This window comes from Methylobacterium sp. C33D (assembly GCF_053345825.1).
Genome location: NZ_JBKFAV010000023.1, coordinates 72924 through 90205 on the forward strand (window position 1 = coordinate 72924; position 17282 = coordinate 90205).

Annotated in this window: 18 protein-coding genes and 1 pseudogene; 9 read left to right on the forward strand and 10 right to left on the reverse strand. The window is 72.5% G+C overall.

The window, feature by feature from the left end:
• Positions 1 to 43 precede the first annotated feature (43 nt).
• A pseudogene (locus ACLBXO_RS19110) lies at positions 44 to 181 on the forward strand (LysR family transcriptional regulator); the annotation flags it as partial.
• A gap of 10 nt (positions 182 to 191) precedes the next feature.
• Here ACLBXO_RS19110 and ACLBXO_RS19115 read toward each other — a convergent pair.
• Together ACLBXO_RS19115 and ACLBXO_RS19120 are read right to left on the reverse strand one after the other, a co-directional pair.
• Entirely contained in the window at positions 192 to 1133 is a 942-nt protein-coding gene (locus ACLBXO_RS19115) for a 2-hydroxyacid dehydrogenase (RefSeq protein WP_447686332.1), read from the reverse strand.
• Positions 1134 to 1237: 104 nt separating this feature from the next.
• The gene (locus tag ACLBXO_RS19120; RefSeq protein WP_447686333.1) at positions 1238 to 1525 is read right to left on the reverse strand and encodes a hypothetical protein; all 288 of its coding nucleotides are present in this window, start codon (positions 1523 to 1525) and stop codon (positions 1238 to 1240) included.
• Between the two features lie 159 nt (positions 1526 to 1684).
• Here ACLBXO_RS19120 and ACLBXO_RS19125 point away from each other — a divergent pair, with 159 nt between their 5' ends.
• Positions 1685 to 3157, forward strand: a complete 1473-nt coding sequence (locus ACLBXO_RS19125; RefSeq protein WP_447686334.1) for an MFS transporter — start codon at positions 1685 to 1687, stop codon at positions 3155 to 3157.
• A 50-nt stretch (positions 3158 to 3207) separates the two neighbouring features.
• Here the strand turns inward: ACLBXO_RS19125 and ACLBXO_RS19130 are convergent, their stop codons facing one another.
• The 3 genes from ACLBXO_RS19130 to otsB form a co-directional block, all read right to left on the reverse strand.
• Complete coding sequence (locus ACLBXO_RS19130; protein WP_447686335.1) at positions 3208 to 4209, reverse strand: glucokinase; 1002 nt, start codon at positions 4207 to 4209, stop codon at positions 3208 to 3210.
• 117 nt (positions 4210 to 4326) lie between these two features.
• Positions 4327 to 4731 carry a DUF4260 domain-containing protein gene (locus ACLBXO_RS19135; RefSeq protein WP_331312772.1) on the reverse strand — a complete coding sequence of 135 codons (405 nt, stop codon included), beginning with the start codon at positions 4729 to 4731 and terminating at the stop codon, positions 4327 to 4329.
• Between the two features lie 27 nt (positions 4732 to 4758).
• Positions 4759 to 5502, reverse strand: a complete 744-nt coding sequence (otsB, locus tag ACLBXO_RS19140; RefSeq protein ID WP_447686336.1) for a trehalose-phosphatase — start codon at positions 5500 to 5502, stop codon at positions 4759 to 4761.
• Between the two features lie 114 nt (positions 5503 to 5616).
• Between otsB and ACLBXO_RS19145 the strand changes: the two genes are divergently transcribed.
• Positions 5617 to 6126: a DUF427 domain-containing protein gene (locus ACLBXO_RS19145; protein ID WP_331312774.1), complete on the forward strand. Its 510-nt coding sequence runs from the start codon at positions 5617 to 5619 to the stop codon at positions 6124 to 6126.
• A 52-nt stretch (positions 6127 to 6178) separates the two neighbouring features.
• Positions 6179 to 7402, forward strand: coding sequence for a serine hydrolase domain-containing protein (locus tag ACLBXO_RS19150; protein ID WP_447686337.1), 1224 nt, complete (start codon positions 6179 to 6181; stop codon positions 7400 to 7402).
• A 28-nt stretch (positions 7403 to 7430) separates the two neighbouring features.
• Here ACLBXO_RS19150 and ACLBXO_RS19155 read toward each other — a convergent pair whose 3' ends face one another.
• From ACLBXO_RS19155 to ACLBXO_RS19175, 5 genes are all read right to left on the reverse strand, one after another.
• On the reverse strand, positions 7431 to 8045 hold the full coding sequence (locus ACLBXO_RS19155) for a DUF2147 domain-containing protein (protein ID WP_331312776.1): 615 nt from the start codon (positions 8043 to 8045) through the stop codon (positions 7431 to 7433).
• A gap of 241 nt (positions 8046 to 8286) precedes the next feature.
• Positions 8287 to 8817 carry an N-acetyltransferase family protein gene (locus ACLBXO_RS19160; protein WP_447686338.1) on the reverse strand — a complete coding sequence of 177 codons (531 nt, stop codon included), beginning with the start codon at positions 8815 to 8817 and terminating at the stop codon, positions 8287 to 8289.
• A 139-nt stretch (positions 8818 to 8956) separates the two neighbouring features.
• Positions 8957 to 9166: a hypothetical protein gene (locus ACLBXO_RS19165; protein ID WP_331312778.1), complete on the reverse strand. Its 210-nt coding sequence runs from the start codon at positions 9164 to 9166 to the stop codon at positions 8957 to 8959.
• A gap of 396 nt (positions 9167 to 9562) precedes the next feature.
• Positions 9563 to 9763, reverse strand: coding sequence for a hypothetical protein (locus ACLBXO_RS19170; RefSeq protein WP_331312779.1), 201 nt, complete (start codon positions 9761 to 9763; stop codon positions 9563 to 9565).
• 98 nt (positions 9764 to 9861) lie between these two features.
• The gene (locus ACLBXO_RS19175; RefSeq protein ID WP_447686339.1) at positions 9862 to 10965 is read right to left on the reverse strand and encodes a helix-turn-helix transcriptional regulator; all 1104 of its coding nucleotides are present in this window, start codon (positions 10963 to 10965) and stop codon (positions 9862 to 9864) included.
• A 458-nt stretch (positions 10966 to 11423) separates the two neighbouring features.
• On the opposite strand from ACLBXO_RS19175, the gene ACLBXO_RS19180 reads away from it, so the two are divergent.
• From ACLBXO_RS19180 to ACLBXO_RS19200, 5 genes are read left to right on the forward strand one after another with little or no spacing between them, the layout of a single operon-like run.
• Complete coding sequence (locus ACLBXO_RS19180) at positions 11424 to 12572, forward strand: polysaccharide biosynthesis/export family protein (RefSeq protein ID WP_447686340.1); 1149 nt, start codon at positions 11424 to 11426, stop codon at positions 12570 to 12572.
• Positions 12569 to 14101, forward strand: coding sequence for a GumC family protein (locus tag ACLBXO_RS19185; RefSeq protein ID WP_447686341.1), 1533 nt, complete (start codon positions 12569 to 12571; stop codon positions 14099 to 14101). Before ACLBXO_RS19180 ends, ACLBXO_RS19185 begins: the two co-directional genes overlap by 4 nt.
• Positions 14098 to 14739 carry a CpsD/CapB family tyrosine-protein kinase gene (locus ACLBXO_RS19190; protein WP_447686342.1) on the forward strand — a complete coding sequence of 214 codons (642 nt, stop codon included), beginning with the start codon at positions 14098 to 14100 and terminating at the stop codon, positions 14737 to 14739. Before ACLBXO_RS19185 ends, ACLBXO_RS19190 begins: the two co-directional genes overlap by 4 nt.
• The gene (locus ACLBXO_RS19195; protein WP_447686343.1) at positions 14736 to 16340 is read left to right on the forward strand and encodes an O-antigen ligase family protein; all 1605 of its coding nucleotides are present in this window, start codon (positions 14736 to 14738) and stop codon (positions 16338 to 16340) included. Before ACLBXO_RS19190 ends, ACLBXO_RS19195 begins: the two co-directional genes overlap by 4 nt.
• Positions 16337 to 17269 carry a glycosyltransferase family 2 protein gene (locus ACLBXO_RS19200; protein ID WP_447686344.1) on the forward strand — a complete coding sequence of 311 codons (933 nt, stop codon included), beginning with the start codon at positions 16337 to 16339 and terminating at the stop codon, positions 17267 to 17269. The genes ACLBXO_RS19195 and ACLBXO_RS19200 overlap by 4 nt, the downstream gene beginning before the upstream one ends.
• Positions 17270 to 17282 lie beyond the last annotated feature (13 nt).

Genomic DNA, 17282 nt, shown 5'->3' on the forward strand with positions numbered 1-17282 from the left:
TGCCAGGGTTCACCCCGCCGGCCGGGACCGGGTGTCGCGTCCCGGCCGGCTCGTGCCCGTCTATCCGGACTGGCAGGGGCAGCCCGGGATCGTGCACATCGCCTTCACGACCCGGCGCGGGTTGCCGCCGGCCGTGCGCGTGCCGATCGACCAGCTCGCGGCGACATTCCCGCAGCTGTGAGCCGCGCGCCCTAGTACCCGCGCGCCGCGTCGACGCCGTCCGGCACCCGACCGGTCCGCCGGTAGGCCCGCAGGTTGGCCGCCACCGTGGCGGCCGCCGAATCCATGTCGGTCGGTCCCGAGACGTGCGGCAGCACCGTCACCCCGGGATGGGCCCAGAGCGGCGATTCCGCCGGCAGGGGCTCGACCGCGAAGACGTCGAGCACCGCGTGGGCGAGGTGGCCGTCTTCGAGGGCGGCGATCAGATCCTCGGAGACGACGATCGGACCGCGGGCGAAGTTGATCAGCGCGGCGCCCGGCTTCAGGGCGGCGAGGCGCTCGGCGTTCACGAGGCCCCGCGTCTCCGGCGTCAGCGGCACGAGGCAGACGAGGATGTCGCACCGGCCGAGCATGGCCGGGAGGCTGTCGGCGCCGTGGAACGTGTCGAGGCCCGGCACCGCCTTGGGGCTGCGGCTCCAGCCGACGACGCGGAAGCCCGCGCCGGTGAGCCGCTCCGCCGCCGCGGTCCCGAGCGCGCCGAGGCCGAGCAGGCCGACCGTGGTGTCGGACGGCTTGCGGTAGGCGTGCGGGCGCCAGACCCGGTCCCGCTGCTGCCGGGCGTAGGCCGGCATGTCGCGCTGGAGATAGTAGGTCCAGGCCAGCACGGCCTCGGCCATGGTGCGGGCCATCTCGCGGTCGACGAGGCGGACGATCGGCAGCGGCCGGTCGAAGGCGCCGACGAGCTTCTCGACCCCGGCCCACAGGCTCTGCACCCAGACGAGCCCCGGCAGCGCCGCGACCTCGGCCGGATCGGGGTTGGCCACGACGGCGACCCGGGCCGCCGTCCGCGCCGCGTCGTCCATCGCCCGGAACGGGATCAGGCGCTCCTCCGGCATGGCCGTCGACAGGATTCGCAGGTACTCCGCCTCCTGGTCCGGTCCCTTGCACCCGACCAGGGCGATCGCCTCCGCCATCCGCGTCCTCCGCACCGTACCGCTGAACTCGTCCACGCGCGGACGAAGCAGGCGCTGTGCCTGACGGGATCCGGTCCGTCGAGATGGTTCGGGCGTCGGCGCCGTCAGCGCGCCTCGATCAGCGCCGGGTAGACGAGGCGGACGTTGCGGCGGTCCGCGGGGATCGCGGTCTCGGTCCGCGCGCGGATGCTGCCGGTCGTCGTCGCGACGACGGGCTCGGTCGGCCGCAGGCGCCAGCGCTCGGCTGCCTGCATCACCACGCGGGGCTTGGGCCGCTCGAGGTGCCGGTCCGCCCCCTCGGTGGGTGCGGTGGCGAGCCCGCCGAGCGTCATGGCGGCCAGCAGGGCGTAGCGTGGCCAGGATCGGCCGGAACGGGCGGGACAGGAGGACATCGGAGGGGCACCGCGTGGACCTCCCTGTTCTGCGCGGCGCGCGTGAAGACGAAATCGAACCGAATCGATTTCCAACCTGTTCCCAACACCTGCCTACGGTCGCGGTAAATGCCCGCTGTCCAGGCACGGTAAACGGGTGGAACGGGAGAACACGCGGACATGGCGAGCAAGGTCGAGGGGGGATCCGGGACACCGGAGCGTGCGGAGATCGGCCGCGTGATCGACACCGACATCTCCGCGCGCCTGGACCGGCTGCCCTGGGGCCGGTTCCACGTCCTGGTGATCGTGGCGCTCGGCATCACCTGGGTGCTCGACGGCCTCGAGGTGACGCTCGCCGGCTCCCTGGTCGGCGCCCTGCGCCAGCCGCCCATGTCGTTCTCGGAATTCGACGTCGGGCTGGCGGCCTCCTGCTACCTCATCGGCGCCGTCACCGGCGCGATCGGCTTCGGCTGGCTCACCGACCGGATCGGCCGGAAGAAGCTGTTCTTCATCACGCTCGCCCTCTACCTCGTCGCCACGGCGGCCACCGGCCTGTCGTGGAACATCTGGAGCTTCTGCCTCTTCCGCTTCCTCACGGGCGCGGGGATCGGCGGCGAGTACACGGCGATCAACTCGACCATCCAGGAGCTGGTCCCGGCGCGGGTTCGCGGCTGGACCAACCTCGTCATCAACGGCTCGTTCTGGATCGGCGCGGCGCTCGGCTCGTTCATGTCGATCGTGCTCCTGAAGCCCGAGGTGATCGACCCGGCCTGGGGCTGGCGCGTCGCCTTCTTCACCGGCGGCGCCATCGGCCTCGTGATCCTGCTGCTGCGCACCTGGATCCCCGAGAGCCCGCGCTGGCTCGCGACCCACGGCTACGCGGCGGAAGCCGACCGGGTCGTCACCGGCATCGAGAAGCGCTTCACCGAAGAGGGCGTGACCCTGCCGCCGGTGGACGAGAGCAAGCGCATGAAAGTCCGCACCCGCGACCACACCCCGCTCTCCGAGGTGTTCAAGGCGCTGTTCGTGACGAGCCGCAAGGAGACCATGGTCGGTCTCGCGCTGATGATCGCGCAGGCCTTCTTCTACAACGCGCTGTTCTTCACCTACGCGCTGGTGCTGGAGCGCTTCTACCAAGTGCCCGGCAACCATGTCGGTTGGTACCTGCTGCCCTTCGCGCTCGGCTCGTTCCTCGGCCCGCTGCTCCTCGGGCGCCTGTTCGACACGATCGGCCGCCGCAAGATGATCGCCTTCACGTACGGCATCTCGGCGCTGCTGCTCGCCGGGGTCGGCCTGCTGTTCCGCCTCGACGTGCTCGGGCCGGTCGGCCAGACGGCGGCCTGGATGGTAGTGTTCTTCTTCGCCTCGGCGGCGGCGAGCTCGGCCTATCTCACGGTCTCCGAAACCTTCCCGCTGGAGATCCGGGCGCTCGCCATCGCGGCCTTCTACGCGGTCGGCACCGGCATCGGCGGCGTCTCGGGCCCGCTCCTGTTCGGAACCCTGGTCGAGACCGGATCGCGCGACTGGGTGCTGTTCGGCTACGGCCTCGGCGCGGTGCTGATGCTCATCGCCGCGATCGTCGGCGGCATCTGGGGCACGGCCGCGGAGGGCAAGTCCCTGGAGGAGGTGTCGAAGCCGCTGGCGGCGGCCTGAGGGCCGCCGGGCCTCGCCCCGCGTCGCGGGCGCGGCGCGGTCGCGATGCGTCACGCCTCCTTGCGCCACACCTGCCCGTGGTAGACGAACTTGGCACCCTCGTTCGCGAGGGCCGCCAGGCCCCGGAAGGCCGGGTCGTGGACGGTGATCACGCTGGTCGGGATCCGGCGCATCATGGCGGCGAAGGGCGCCTTCTTCTCGAAGGCGGTGCGGAAGCCGCTCTCCTCCAGCACCTTGAGGATCCGGGGCGCGATGCCCCCGCCGATATAGACGCCGCTCGTCGCCAGGAAGGTCAGCGCGAGGTCGCCGCAGACGCGTCCGAGCACGCGGCCGAACAGTTCGAGCGTCTCGGCCGCGTGCGGATCGGTGGCGTTGAGGCCGGCCTCGGTGACTGCGGCCGGCTCGATCTTCTCGTGCGGCTGCCCGGTCCGGACATGCGCGACGGCCGCGTGGAGCCGCGACAGGCCCGGCCCCGACAGCACCGTCTCCACGGTGATCCGGTCCTCGACCCGCTCCAGCGCGTGCCAGACCTTCTCCTCGAAGGCGTCGGCCGGGCCGATATCGGTGTGGCCGACCTCGGTGGAGACGATGGCGAGGTGCGCCGAATAGGGGACGAGCGCGGCCGCACCGAAGCCGGTCCCGGGGCCCAGCACCACCCGGGCGCCGCCGGGCACGGGCGGACAGGGCCCGACCGGCGTGAGGTCGTGGGGCTCGATATCGGCGGCGCCGGCCGCCACCGGGACGTAGTCGTTGACCACCGTCGCGGAGGAGAGGCCGAAATCCTCCGCGATGCGCTGGCCGGCGATCTTCCAGTGCGCGTTCGTCAGCTGGATCTCCGGCCCGTCGACCCGGCCGGCGATCGCCAGGATGGCCGAGCGCGGCGCCGGTCCGCCGCCCTTGGCCAGCGACGCCCTGATGGCGCTCGACGGGTCGGGATGGTCGGCGGTGGCCTCGTGCGCGAGGAGCCGGGGCTGGTCGCCGGCCTTCTCGATCAGACCGAACCGCGCGTTCGTCCCGCCGATGTCGCCGACCAGAACCGGAAACTCGAACATCGCAACTAGCCCCTGCTCACTGGCCCGCCGCGACGGGACTCGCGCCCGGCACGGCTCCGGCGATTGATCGGCCCCGCGACCCCGCGCGGGCAAGTCCCAATCGGCTGCACCCGTCCCTCAGGACGGCGCGATCGTCTTGTCACGCGGCCGGCCGATCGCGCCAAGATGCGTATCACCGAATCCGCTCCCGTATTTGAGACCGTAACCGAGGGCGCGGTCGAGACCGATATGGGCCAGCCAGATCAGGATCGCTGCTGCGGCCTCGGGACGTCCCAGGGCGATCGCCAGGGACAGGCCGACGAGCGGCAGCGCGAGGGTGTGCGCCGCGTTGTAGAGGACGGCGCCGACCAGGGGGCCTGCCGCGTAGCCCAGCATGCTCAGGTCGGGGACGAAGAGCAGCGCCGCGAAGAGCCACCACGACGACCCGAGCCAGCCATAGGCGAGCAGGGCGGCGACGAGGATGCACGCTCCTTCCAGCCGCAGCAGCAGGCGCGGCCAGCCCGTGACGGAACGCCCCGACATCGCGGTCTCCCTGGACGGCGCGGCGCGTCAGGCCGGCGGCAGCGCGTGCAGGTCGATCGCGCCGCCGGCAGCCCAGTTGCTCAGCAGGGCACGGACGGCGGCGGGGTCGGGCAGGCGTCGCCGGGCGACGGTCTCGCCGTCCCCGACGCGCACCGCGACGCCGCCGTCCTCGTTCACCGACGCGAAGGCGATCTCGTCGGTGCGGTCGTCGCCGAAGAAGACGGGTGTCCGTCCGGCGTAGGGCGTCTGCGCCATGAAGGCCCGGATCGCGTGCGCCTTGGTGGCCTGCGCGGGGACGATCTCGCCGACCGCCTTGCCGAGCTGCAGGCGGTAACCGGCGCCCAGCGCCTCCGCCGCGCCCTTCACCAGGGTCTCGGCCCGCAGGGCATCGTCCGGGTTCGCGAGCCGCCAGTGGACCGCCACCGAGGCGCCCTTGTCCTCGATCAGGACCTGCGCCAGCGCGGCGGTCTCGGCCTGCAGGCGCGCGACCTGCCGGCGCAGGTCGGGGTGATCCTCCGCGCGGCCGCCCGTGAGCGCGCCGCTGACCCGGCGCTCGACGCCGTGGAGACCGGCCGCGTCCAGGCGCGCGGGCGTCAGGAAGCCGTCGATCACCGTGACCGGCCGGCCGGTGACGATGGCCAGGGCGCCGTCGAGGCGTGCCCGCAGCCGTTCCAGATCCTCCACGAGGCCCGGCTCGACCCGCACGGCGTCCGGCCGCGGGGCGATCTCGGCGAGCGTGCCGTCGAAGTCGAGGAAGAGGGCGATGTCCATCGCGGGCGATCCCGGGCTCGAGTGTCGGCGACGGGCTAGCACGGTCGCGCCGGACGACAAACGCCGGCCGCACCGCCCTATCTGGATCAGGAATCGCACGTCACGAGGTTTTCCATGCGCGGATCACCCTTCCGGCCCGTCCCCGATCCGGTCAGGCCGGGCGAGGAGAGCGTCTGGGACTATCCGCGGCCGCCGCGGCTGGAACCCGTCCCGGAGCGGCTGCGGGTCGTGCTCGACGGCCGCGTCATCGCCGAGACGGGCTCCGGGTTCCGGGTCCTCGAGACCTCGCACCCGCCGACCTACTACCTGCCGCCCGCCGACATCGCGGACGGGACGCTCGTGAACCGGCGGCGCGGCGGGATCTGCGAGTGGAAGGGACAGGCGGTCCTGTTCGACGTGCGCGCCGGCGACCGCCTCGTGCCGGGAGCCGCCTGGGCCTATCCGGACCCGACCCCGGATTTCCGCCCGATCGCCGGCCACGTCGCGTTCTACGCCGGCCCGATGGACGCCTGCTACGTCGGGGCGGCCCAGGTGACGCCGCAGCCCGGAAGCTTCTACGGCGGCTGGATCACGCCCGGCATCGTCGGGCCGTTCAAGGGCGGTCCCGGGACGATGGGCTGGTGATTTCGTCCCCCTCCCCTTCTACGCTTCCGGATCGCCACGACGAGGAGACCGCATGAGCGCGCTGACCGAGACCGATCCGAGGGGCGCCGGGTTCAGCCCGGAGGGCCTCGCCCGGATCGCGCCGTGGATGGACCGCCTCGTCGACGACGGCCGGCTGGCCGGCCTGTCGGTCACCGTGGCACGGCGCGGCCGCATCGCCTTCGCGCGCGCCTGCGGGCAGGCCGACCTCGCCCGGGCGACGCCGTTCACCCTCGATACGGTGACCCGGATCTACTCGATGACCAAGCCGCTGACCTCGGTCGCGGTGATGCAGCTCTACGAGCAGGGCCTGTTCCAGCTCGACGATCCGATCCACCGGGTCCTGCCCGATTTCGCGGAGATGCGCGTCGCCGTGGGCGGCAACCGGGCGAAGCTCGAGACCGAGCCGGCCCGCCGGGCGATCACCGTGCGGGACCTGCTGACCCACACGGCCGGGCTGACCTACGGCTTCATGGAGGCGACCCTGGTCGACGCGCAGTACCGCGAGCAGGGCGTCGACTTCCTGGCGCGCGCGGGCACGCTCGCCGAGATGACCGCGCGGGTTGCCAAGCTGCCGCTCCTCGCCCAGCCGGGCAGCGCCTGGAACTACAGCGTCGCCACCGACGTGCTCGGCCAGTACGTGGCCGCGCTGACCGGCCGCCCGTTCGCCGACCACCTCCGCGAGGCGGTGATCGCGCCCCTCGGCATGGTCGATACCGACTTCCACGTGCGGCCCGAACTGATGGCGCGCTTCTGCGCCACCTACGCGTACGATCGCTCGCGTCAGCTGCGCCTGTTCGACGATTCCGTGGAGACGGCCTTCGCGCGCCCGCCCGCCATCGCGTCGGGCGGCGGCGGCCTCGTCTCGACGGCCGCGGATTACCAGCGCTTCTGCCGGATGATCCTCAACCGGGGGACCCTCGACGGCGCGCGCCTCCTGGGCCGCAAGACGGTCGACCTGATGCTGGCGAACCACCTGCCGGGCGATCTCGCCGCGATGGGCACGCCGCGCTTCGCCGAGACCTCCTACACCGGTATCGGCTTCGGCCTCGGCTTCTCGGTGATGCTCGACCCGGCGCGGGCCCAGATCCTCGGCACGCCCGGCGAGGTCGCCTGGGGCGGTCTCGCCTCGACGGCGTTCTGGATCGACCCCGCCGAGGACCTGTCGGTGGTGCTCATGACGCAGCTCGTGCCGTCCTCGGCCCTGCCGATCCGGCGCGAGCTGCGCGTCCTGACCTACGCGGCCCTGGACGATTGAGGGCCCGCCGCGCGCGGGCCCGCGCCGCTCACTCCTCCTTGGGAGCCTCGGTGGCGGCGGGCTTCTGAGCGGGCTTCGCGCCGGCCTTGGCGGTCGGCTTCGGGGCGGCGGTGGCGTATTCGGGATCGCTGCGCGGGCCGTTCGCACCGTTGGTCGGGCCGGGAAGCTGGCCCGGGGCGAGATCGGTCACCTTCGTCCAGGTCTGCGACTTGCACAGGAACGCGATCAGGCAGCCGCGCACGGTCAGCTCGCCGGGTGTCTCGGTCCAGATGGTGACGTCGTAGGACTTGCCGTCCTCGGAATTGTAGATCTTGCCCTCGTAATGGGCGTCGGCATTCGGCTTCAGGCCCAGGATCAGCTGGTGTCCGAGGGACGGCCGGGCCTGCTTCTTGGGATCGGGGTTCTTGAAGTCGATCCGCGGCTCGCCCTTGTCGTTCAGCGGGACCTTCAGCCACACCACGTAGCCGCAGAGCCGGTCGCCCGCGGTCCCGCACTTCTCGAGGCGCACGCGCGCGCGGCCGTCCTCGGTAAGATAGGTGCCGCTGGGATCGGTCGGCGTCTTGGCCTGGGCCGTGCCCGCCAGCGCCGAGAGCGCCAGGATCGCGAGCGGCGCAACCCGGCGACCGATCGATGTAAACCGCATACCCGAACTCCCATCCCTCGCGAGTCGTGATGGAGCCTTGACCGCCCGCCCTCGCGTAAACCGCTTCCGCGCGCGGACAGATCGCTCCCCCCGCGTCATCGCGCCCGCGCCGCACCGAGAACCGGACGGCGTGCGCGTCATGCCCGCCCTCTCCCGCGCGAAGTTGTCCGCATCATGACAACTCAGCCGGGGTTTCGGACGGTCATCGTTCCCGCGATACTGGCACCGGTGCGCTCGATGGTCAGATCCGCGTCGGCGGGAGGCCGCGTCCGGGTCCGAGGGCGCGCTGCATCAGCGTCACGTCGAGCCACCGCCCGTGCTTGTGGCCGACACCCGCGAGGGTCCCCACGCGCGTGAAGCCGAGGCTCGCGTGCAGCGCGATCGAGGCGGGTGAGCCGCTGTCGGCGATGATGGCGACCAGGGTCCGGCAGTCGATCTGCTCGCTCGCCGCGATCAGGGCGGTGAGCAGGCGCCGGCCGACACCGCCGCCGCGGGCGGTCCGGGCGACGTAGATCGAATCCTCCAGGGTCGAGCGATAGGCGGCCCGCTGGTGATAGGGCCCGGCATAGGCGTAGCCCGCGACCGCGCCGCCCCGTTCGGCCACCAGATAGGGAAAGCCGCCGGCGCGCAGGACCTCGAAGCGGCGGGTCATCTCGGCCAGCGTCGGCGGCTCCGTCTCGAAGCTGGCCGTGCTGGTGGTGACGGCATCGCCGTAGATCGCCGCGATGGCGGGAAGATCGGCCTCCGCGGCCGGGCGTATCACGTCTGTCACGGCCGCAGGTTACGCGAAGCCGCGCGGCTCCGGCAATGCGCCCTCCGCGAGTCGGGCCGGCCGGTCCCGCGGTCGATGATGGAGCGTCGCGGGATCCGCGCCTCGGCGCAGATCCCGCGAACCTCGAGGATGCGATGCGTTACTCGGCGGCCGTCATCTCGGCCGTGAAGTGGCCGCACCAGTCCTTCGAGGCGACGACCGGCCAGAGACCCTTCGACTCGGGCGCCGGCTGGCTGACCGGCGGATTGAAGCGGCAGAGGCCCTCGTCACCCTTCGCCTGGGCGCCGTTGAGCGTGTGATCGTCGAAGAAGCGGCAGCTTTCGCAAGCGGCGTTCGCGGAACCGGCCATCGGGTCTCTCCATCGGGAATGTCGGGTGGCGGGGCCGCAGCGGCGGCGTCACCTCCACAGTTCTTAATTAGAATAGCTCGAAAGTGCGGTCAACGGAAGGCTTGCGTGGAGCTTGCCCGGCGGCCGGTGCGGAGCGCCGTGCGGGGTGCGGACGCGACGGGGACCAGGGCCGTGACGGCGATCCGCGGCGGCGCCCGCCGCGCCGCCGGCCCCCGGCTCAGGACCAGGATCCGGGCCTCCCGCTCTGAAACTCCGGAGCGTCGCGGAGGAGCTCGGCCTCGAACGCAGCGGAGCCGGATCCCCGCGGGGAATCCGGCTCCGGAGAGGCGGCGATGATCCGGTCATCGCCGTTGTGGACCGATCCGATCGCCGTCGCGGCCGACGGCCTCGGATCGCTCAGCCCTGCTTGGCCTTCTTGCTGGCGTTGTGGTGACCGATCGCGCAGCCCGCGGCGGCGCCCATCTTGCCGTGGCCGGCCATGTGGCCGGCGACGCCGCCGACCACGGCGCCCTTGAGGCAGCCCTTCGCCTCGGCGGGCGCGCCGGCGAGCAGGCCCGCGACGGCCAGGGCGGAAACGAGTGCGATCCGGTTCGTCATCGAGATTTCTCCTGTCGTTGCTGCTGAAACGGCCGGGTCGGCCGACCCGTTCCGCCGCCGCCGGGCCGGCGCCGCGCGCCTCTCGGGACCGTGACCCGTCAGCGCGCGAGACCGGCCACGAGCCGCACGAGGTCTGACTGCCGCGTCGCCCCGGTCTTGGCGAAGATCGCCTTCAGCTGCGAGCGCGCGGTCGCCGCGGTGATCGCGAACCGCGACGCGGCTTCCGCCAGGGAGGTTCCGGTCGACAGCGCCTGGGCGAGGCGCGCCTCCGCCGGCGTCAGCCGATACGCCGCCTGGAGGATCGCGGTCGCGGGCGCGGCCGGCGTCCCGGGCACGCTCCCGAGGAGCAGCGTGCTCGCGCCGGCGAACAGGCCGCGGCTCGGCCCGACCAGCGGCACGACGTGGATCACGATCGGCGGCCCGTCCCGGCGCGCGGCCACGACGGCGGAGATCGGCGGTCGACCGAAGGGCCGCGCGAGGGCATCGAGCTGGCGCGCCGCCTCCGGATCCTCCGCGGTGAGGCGACCGCCCGCGAGCTTCAGGTCGCGGCCCAGGAGGGCGCCGAACGCGTCGTTCCAGCGGAGCGCCCGCCCCTCGGCGTCGAGGATCAGGGCTGCGCGGTCGATCAGCTCGAAGGCCTGCGTCAGCCCCGCGAGCCGGGCCCGCTCGACGATCGACGTCAGCAGGCCCGCGCGCTGCAGGAGCGGCGACAGGGTCGCGAGGCGCCGCTGCTCGTGCGGCTCATAGGGCCCCTGCTCCACGGTCCTCTGCAGCGAGAGGCACCACAGGCGTCCGTTCACGGCGAAGCCGATGCCGGCGAACCAGCGCAGGCCGCGGGAGGCCAGCAGGTCCTGGTAGAAGGGCAGGCGCGCGATCTCCTCCGGCGTGGTGAAGTCCTGGTCGACCGCGATCCCGCGCGTCCGCATCAGCGGTATGCCGCGGAGGCGATGGTCGTCACGGTGCCAGCCCTCGTCGAAATAGCGGCGCGAGGCGTCGGCGAGCGAGGCGGTGCAGAGCGATTCGAGACCGGTCCGGTCGGAGCGCAGCAGCAGGGCGCCCTCGCTGCCGGAAGCCCGCACGACGCGCTCGGCCAAATCCGGCCAGCGCGCGGGGTCGATCACGGCTTCCTCGAGGTCTTCGCGGAAGCCGGACTCGAGGTCGTCGTGCAGCCGGGCGAAGAGATCCGGTCTCACGCCCGCCATGTCGCGCGCCGCCCCCGTGACGGATACTGCCGCCCATCACCGGCCCGCCGAACGTCTGCCCGCGATCCGTACGGCTCCATACCGTCGAACTATAGATCAAGTTTCTAAATTCGGGCAAGCGCTGCGCTATATACAGATTTCGATTGGCGCAGGACGGCTGGGGACTTGCCGGAAACGGCACCGCCGCATCGGGATACCCGCATCGACCGACCGGTGCAGGGATCGACGGCGCCGCGGCCGGGCACGCCGTTCGACCCGCGCCGGAGCCTGACGCATCACGGCGAGAGCGCCCGCGGCTCAGCATTTTGCCACCGCTCGCCAATCACAACTTCTGATAGAGTTGCCGGGAGCCGGGTTCAAGCCTCGTTAACCAAGCTTGGTGATTGTATCGCGGTGCGCGGTTCGATCACGAGTTGTGATGGGGTGAGCGCAGTCGAGCAGGATGCGGCTGAAGGTCGATGGCGTTTTCCCTGTCTGCGTTCCTCGGCGTCTCGCGCCGGCGTGCCGGCCGGCCGTCCGGTTCCGCGGCGCTCGCGCTCGTCGCCTGCGCGCCGCTCCTTGCCGGCTGCAATTCCGGCCGTCCGCAGAGCGCTTCGCGCTCCGGCCTCGACGTGACGCAGACCGGCTCGGTCACCGAGGGCCTCCCGGCCGCCTTGGTCGCGGCCGCCCAGGAGGAGGTCGGGCGGACCATGCGCCTCGGACTGGCCAACTACCGCCTCAACGTCGGCGACAACCTCGAAGTCTCGTTCCTGATCGATTCCAGCGTGGTCCAGCCGACCTATCGCCTGAACCCGAACGACGAGTTCGACGTCGATTTCCGCACGCACCCGGAATACAACCGTACGGTGATCGTCCGGCCGGACGGCCGGATCTCACTGCCCGGCAAGAACGGCATCAAGGTCGCGGGCCTCTCGCCCGAGGCGGCCGCCGCGCTGATCAAGAGCACCTACGACGACGTGCTGATCGACCCGGTCGTCACCGTGATGCTGCGCCGGTTCCGCACCGTCACCGACGATTTCCGCGACCTCACCCAGCGCGCCGACATGGGCCGCGTGAAGGTCCTGGCGATCGAGCCGGACGGCAAGATCAACCTGCCGATGGTGCCCCCGGTGCAGGCGGCGGGCCGGACCGTCCACGAGGTCATGGGCAGCCTGAACGCCGCCTACAAGCACCAGCTGGCCTCGGTGACGACCAGCGTGCGGCTCGCGAGCCTCGTCCCGGCCAACACCATGGTGTTCGGCGAGGTCCGCGCCCCGGGTCCCGTCACCCTGCAGGGGCCGCGGACGCTGGCGCAGGTCCTGGGCTCGGCCGGCGGCGTCCTGCCGACCGCGGCCGGCGAGGCCGTGCGGATCATCCGCTTCGACGCCGAGGCGGCCGGCAGCGTGCGCATCGTCGACATCGGCCAGCCGGGCTTGGCGGACTCGATCGTGGTGCCGCCCAACGCCACCGTCTACGTGCCGCCCTCGCTTCTGGCCAAGACCGCCCGCGCGGTGGACCTGGTGGTGCGCCAGATCCTGCTCTTCAACGGGACCGGCTTCGGCGTGAACTACATCACCGGCCCGTCCGCCAGCACCTCCACCAGCGCCACCGTGAGGTCCGGCACGTGAGGCAGAGCGACCTGACCGCCGCCGACGCGGTCGAGGGCCCGGCCTTCGACCTCCGCGACGCCCTCGCGGCCCTGTTCCGGCACATCCGGCCGGCGCTGCTGATCCTGGTCGCGGCGATCCTCGGCGCCGGGATCTACCTCCTGCTGACGCCGGCCGAGTACACGGCCGACGCCAAGCTGATCATCCGTCTCGGCCGCGAGAAGGCGGGCGCCCCGCTCCAGGGCGGCGCGAACCAGAACTACATGTTCTCGGAGCGCGCGCAGAATGTGAACAACGAGATCGAGATCCTGCGCGACCCCAGCATCGTGCGCGACGAGTTCGCGGCGCTGAAGGCGATCACCCCGACCGGTGACCTCGGACCGCCGCCGGCGGACTGGATCGACTGGCTGATCTACCAGGGCCGCCAGGCCGTGCGCGGCGCCAAGGCCATCAAGACCTGGATCGTCGACACGGCGCGGATCCCGTTCGAGGCGGTCGGCCTGCTGCGCCACCTGAACCCGGACGAGAAGCTCTACGAGGCCTATCTCGCGGCGTTCAAGGTCGTCTTCGTGAAGGAGACGGACGTGATCCTCACGGGCTTCACCTGGACGGACCCGCACTTCGCCGCCCAGGCGCTGAACCGGCTGCTCGACGCCTACAAGCGCCGCCACGTGGAGGTCTACGCCGACGAGACTCCCGCCTCGTTCTACCAGAGCAAGCTGGAGCGCGCGCGGGCCGACCTCGCCGCCATCGACGCGCAGCTTTCGACCTACCTCAAGGGGAACAACACCGCGAGCTTCGAGATCGAGCAGCAGAACGACCTCGGTACCCTGGCCGACCTCGCCAAGCAGAAATCGGCGGCGCAGATCGAGCGCGAGGTTGTCGAGACCCGGCTCAAGCGCACCCGCGAGGCCGGACCGGACCGCTGGCAGCCGACGCCCCCCGACGCGGACCCGACGGTCACGGCCTTAGACCAGCGCTGGGCGGACCTGCGGACGAAGCGCGCCGAGCTGGCGGTGCGGTTCCGGCCGACCGCCCCCGAATTCGTAAGCCTCGATCGGGATCTGGCCGCCCTGGCGCGGCAGAAGTACCAGGCGCTCCTCGCGGCCGACGCGGCGAAGCTCGCCATCCTCGCCGAGAAGATCCAGAGCATCACGGGGATTGAGCAGACCCGCCGCCGGGCCGCCATCGGCCAGAGCGACGCCGCCCTGGCCTACGGCCGGCTGACCCAGCAGAGGGGCCTGCTCACCGACGAGATCGCCGAGACCCAGAAGCGGATCGACGCTTTGAAGACCGGCACCGGTCTCGACGCGCAGGCCGTCACCTCTTCGGCCCTCGTGGCGCGCGCCGTGCCGCCGCGGCTGCCCTCCGGCCCGAACCGGCCGCTGATCCTCGGGCTCGCGGCCGGTCTCGGCCTGCTGGCCGCCCTGGCCTACGTCGCCCTCGCGGAGATCCTGGCCCAGACCTACCGCAGCGCGTCGGAGGTCGCCCGCTCGCTGCGGGTGCCGGTGCTGGCCGCAGTGCCGCTGCAGACGGGAGCCGCCGCATGATCGCCGCCGCCATCGCGCCGAAGATCGATCCGGCGATCCTGGAGCCGGCCCTCGTCCAGCTCACCCGGCACGAGGCGCGCGTGCGCCGGGTCGGCCTCACCGCGGTCCAGCCCGGTGAGGGCGTGAGCACCCTCGCCCGCGAACTCGCCGGCGCCTACGCTTTGCGGGGTCGCAGCGCCGTGCTGATCGAGGCCAACTGGTCGCGCCCGTCGCTGGCGCAGGCGTACGGCTTGATCGGCCGGCCGGGCTTCGCCGACATCGTCGCCGGCGCGGTCGCCCCGAGCCGCGGCGTCCACGCGGTCGCCGAGAACCTGAGCGTCGTGCCGGCGGGCAGCCCGTCGGCCATCCGCGAGGCGACCCTCGACGACGGCCGCGTCGAGGATTTCCTCGCGCTGGTCGACGACCGCTTCGACCTCGCCATCGTGGATTGCGAACCGATCACCGAGATCGGCGACGCCGCCGCGCTCTCGCCCTTCGTGGACGGCTTCATCGTGGTGATCGGCGCCGAGCGCACCCGCCGGGCGGTGGCACAGCGCGCCCTCGCGGACCTCAAGGCCGCCGGCGGGGCGCCCCTCGGCGTCGTCCTCAACCGCACCCGGCGGCCGATCCCGCGATGGCTCTACCGGTGGCTCGGGTGAGCGCGGCCCCGGTCCGCGCGCTGCGGGTCCTGCCGCTCGCCGGGATCGGCTTCGCGGCGGCGGCCGGCGCCGTTGCCCTCAGCGCGGCGCCGCTGAAATTCGCCGTCGTCGGCCTCGCGGCGGCCTTCGGCGGGGTGGGCGCCCTGATCGTCGGGCGGCTCTATCGCCTCACGCCGCTCCTGCTCGTCGCCCTCGCGGTCGGGCTGACGGTCAAGCTCGACGTCAGCTTCCTCCAGCATTTCGAGGCCGTCGGGCAGTACCTGCCGAGCATCGGCGGCGGCGCCGGCCTGACGGTGAGCGTCGCCCTGCTGGTGGCGCTGGCGCTGATCGTCGCCAAGCTCACCGGCCTCGGGGAGGATTCCCCGGGCCTGCGGCTCGACCGGCCCCTCGTGCTGACGCAGCTCGGCTTCCTGATCGCGGGGCTGCTCTCGCTCTCCAACGCCACCGACCCGGCCTATCTCTGGTTCGACACGTGGCGCTTCGCCGGACTCCTCCTGGTCTCGGTCGCGGTCTCGAACCTGTCCGAGTCCGACATCCGGACCCTGGCGCTGGCGATCTGCGCCCTCTGCCTCGTCCAGACCGCGGTGGCGGGCCTGCAATACGTCTCGGGCTCGGAACTCGGCCTGTCGGTGCTGGGCGAGGAGCAAATCGTCGAGGAGAACATCAACTTCTCGGCCCAGCGCCGCGCCGGCGGGCTGAAGGTTCACCCGAACATCCTCGGCTACTACTACGAGTTCGTCTGGCCGCTCGCCCTGGCGCTGGCCCTGTCGCGCGGGCCGCTCCTCCTGCGCCTCGCGGGTGCGGCGGGCGCCGCCTCGGCCCTGGTCGGGGTGGTCCTGACCCTGTCGCGCGCGTCCTGGCTGACCTTCCCGGTCTCGGCCGCCCTCCTGATCCTGCTGGTCTACCGCGATCGCCTGTTCACCCGGACGAGCCTGATCGTCTTCGGCCTGCTGGCGGTCGCCGGCGCCGTCGCGGCGCTCTACGCCGGCCCGCTGATCTGGGAGCGACTCACCGCCGACGACGGCGGCTCGGCCGCCCAGCGCGGCCCGCTGAACGCGGCGGCCCTCGCGCTGTTCGAGCAGTTCCCGATCTTCGGCGTCGGCCTCAACAATTTCGGCAACCAGTTCGCGGTCCTCGACAGGACCGGCCTGTCCCGGCTCGCCGGCCTGTTCGACCGCTCGAACCACGTGGTGCACAACCTGCACATCCTGATCCTCACCGAGGTCGGGGTCGTCGGCTACGCGGCCTTCGCGCTGGTCTTCGGCACCGGCATCGCCCGGGGCTTCCGCGCCGCCCGCCGCGCGCCGGTGGGCGATCCGCTCGCGGCGATCGCGGCCGCCTGCGCGGTCGGCCTGATCGCGCACCTGCTGCACGGACTGGTCGATCCGGGCTTCCGCCTGAATCTCGGCATCGCCGAACTGCTCTACACCGGCCTCGGGCTGATCGCCGGGGTGCGGGCGGCGCAGCGGCGCAGGGCCGTCGACGCGTCGCGGGCGGTCGCGTCCCCGGGTCGGACCGGCGCCGCGCCCGCCCGACCGGAGCGGATCCCGGCGCCGTCCGGGCGTCGCCCCTCCCTCGCAGCGTACGGAGAGCGTCCGTGAGCGCCGTCAGCCTCAGTGTCCTGATCGTCACCTACAATGCCGGCCGGGACATCGAGACCTGCCTGGACCTGCTGGCGGCGAGCCGGGTCGGACGCCCCTACGAGGTCATCCTCGTCGACAATGCCTCGACCGACCGGACGCCGGAGCGCGTCGCGCGGGCCTTTCCCTGGGTGCGGGTCATCGCCGAGTCGACCAATCACGGCTTCGCCGGCGGCAACGCGCGCGCGCTGGAGCACGCGCGGGGCACCGCGATCCTGCTCCTCAACCCCGACGCGTTCCTGCACGACCCGGACGCGCTCTCCGGCCTCCTGGACCATCTCGACGCGCATCCGGAGGTCGGGGCGGTCGGCCCGCGCCTGACCTTCCCGGACGGGGCGCACCAGGTCGGGGACGCCGGCTACGAGCCGCGCCCGGGCGCGATCCTGGTGCACGCCGCCGGCCTGTCGGGCCGCCTCGGACTGCGCGGCCTCTACCTCGCCGGCCGCCAGGCCAGGGGGGCGCGGGCCCGCGACGTCGACTGGATCTGCGGGGCCTGCCTGCTCCTGCGCCGCACGGCGATCGCCGCGATCGGCGGGCTGGAGAGCCCGATGTTCCTTTACGGCGAGGACGTGGACTGGGGCTGCCGCCTGCGCGATGCCGGCTGGCGCGTCGCCTACCGCCCGGACATCGCCGTCACCCACCTCCAGGGCGGCTCGGGCAGCACCCGCTCGGCCCGCTGGCTCGACGGGCTGGCCGCCATCTACAGCCTGCGGAATGCCGGCCGGCCCCTGTCGTCGCCGGCCTTCTTCGCGGCCCCGCTCCGGCTCGGCTTCACCCTGCGGGCCCTGGCCTACGGTCTCGCGGCCCGGCTGCGCCGGCAGCCGGACCTCGCCCGCAAGGCCGAGGACATGCGCAGGTTCGCCGGCCACCTGCGCAGTCTTCGTCTCTGACCGCGAAGAACCG

Coding starts and splice junctions, on each gene's coding strand:
- ACLBXO_RS19130 (WP_447686335.1), bottom strand. CDS start 4,209: ATGTTCGAGTTTCCGGTTCTGGTCGGCGACATCGGCGGGACGAACGCG.
- ACLBXO_RS19150 (WP_447686337.1), top strand. CDS start 6,179: ATGAGCGCGCTGACCGAGACCGATCCGAGGGGCGCCGGGTTCAGCCCG.
- ACLBXO_RS19170 (WP_331312779.1), bottom strand. CDS start 9,763: ATGACGAACCGGATCGCACTCGTTTCCGCCCTGGCCGTCGCGGGCCTG.
- ACLBXO_RS19180 (WP_447686340.1), top strand. CDS start 11,424: ATGGCGTTTTCCCTGTCTGCGTTCCTCGGCGTCTCGCGCCGGCGTGCC.
- ACLBXO_RS19145 (WP_331312774.1), top strand. CDS start 5,617: ATGCGCGGATCACCCTTCCGGCCCGTCCCCGATCCGGTCAGGCCGGGC.
- ACLBXO_RS19120 (WP_447686333.1), bottom strand. CDS start 1,525: ATGTCCTCCTGTCCCGCCCGTTCCGGCCGATCCTGGCCACGCTACGCC.
- ACLBXO_RS19125 (WP_447686334.1), top strand. CDS start 1,685: ATGGCGAGCAAGGTCGAGGGGGGATCCGGGACACCGGAGCGTGCGGAG.
- ACLBXO_RS19115 (WP_447686332.1), bottom strand. CDS start 1,133: ATGGCGGAGGCGATCGCCCTGGTCGGGTGCAAGGGACCGGACCAGGAG.
- otsB (WP_447686336.1), bottom strand. CDS start 5,502: ATGGACATCGCCCTCTTCCTCGACTTCGACGGCACGCTCGCCGAGATC.
- ACLBXO_RS19155 (WP_331312776.1), bottom strand. CDS start 8,045: ATGCGGTTTACATCGATCGGTCGCCGGGTTGCGCCGCTCGCGATCCTG.
- ACLBXO_RS19190 (WP_447686342.1), top strand. CDS start 14,098: ATGATCGCCGCCGCCATCGCGCCGAAGATCGATCCGGCGATCCTGGAG.
- ACLBXO_RS19165 (WP_331312778.1), bottom strand. CDS start 9,166: ATGGCCGGTTCCGCGAACGCCGCTTGCGAAAGCTGCCGCTTCTTCGAC.
- ACLBXO_RS19135 (WP_331312772.1), bottom strand. CDS start 4,731: ATGTCGGGGCGTTCCGTCACGGGCTGGCCGCGCCTGCTGCTGCGGCTG.
- ACLBXO_RS19175 (WP_447686339.1), bottom strand. CDS start 10,965: ATGGCGGGCGTGAGACCGGATCTCTTCGCCCGGCTGCACGACGACCTC.